Annotated in this window: 1 protein-coding gene; it reads left to right on the top strand. The window is 55.6% G+C overall.

Features of this window, described 5'->3' with window-relative positions:
• Positions 1–59: 59 nt before the first annotated feature.
• Positions 60–743 (top strand): reverse transcriptase domain-containing protein (locus PPL9_RS04545; protein WP_280139017.1); only part of this gene is annotated, 684 nt, incomplete at its 3' end.

Below are 743 nucleotides of genomic sequence, written 5' to 3'. Positions count from 1 at the left end.
AACGATGGCTCGGGGAATTGTCGCAAACTCTGAAGGACGGAACCTACACACCGAATGCGGTGCGACAAGTTCTGATCCCGAAGAAACAGCCCGGCCAGTTCCGGCCCTTGGGCATTCCTTGCATACGGGATCGGGTGGCACAGACATCGGCCATGCTCGTACTTGAGCCGATATTTGAAGCCGACTTGCAACCGGAGCAATATGCCTACAGACCGGAACGGAGCGCCACGGATGCGGTCAACCACATCCGCAAGCTGGTGAACACCGGTCATAACGAGGTTGTTGACGGCGATCTGTCCAACTACTTCGGCGAAATTCCGCATGTTGAACTGATGAGGAGCATTACTCGACGCGTATGCGACGGGCGGATGCTTGGACTCATCAAGACATGGCTGGAAATGCCGGTTGAGGAGGACGACGGCAAAGGCGGCAAGCGCCGCACGAACCTCGCCCGCAGGGAACGGAAAGGCACACCTCAAGGAGCGCCAATTTCACCTGTACTCAGCAACCTCTACATGCGCCGGTTCATTCTGGGATGGAAAGTACTGGGTTATGCCCGGCGCTTTAGGTCCGAGATCGTAAATTATGCGGATGACTTCTGTGTTCTCGGCAAGGCCCCGGCAACGGATATGCTGGCGGCGGTCAGGCAGATCATGGAAGGCTTGAAGCTTACGATCAATGATCGGAAAACCAGATGCTTACAATGTCCGGAGGAAGCGTTGGAGTTTCTCGGATATCGCATT

This window comes from Pseudovibrio sp. POLY-S9 (genome assembly GCF_001431305.1).
Lineage (GTDB): Bacteria > Pseudomonadota > Alphaproteobacteria > Rhizobiales > Stappiaceae > Pseudovibrio.
The sequence above is the reverse complement of the archived record's forward strand: the minus strand, read 5'-3'. Positions and strand labels throughout refer to the sequence as shown.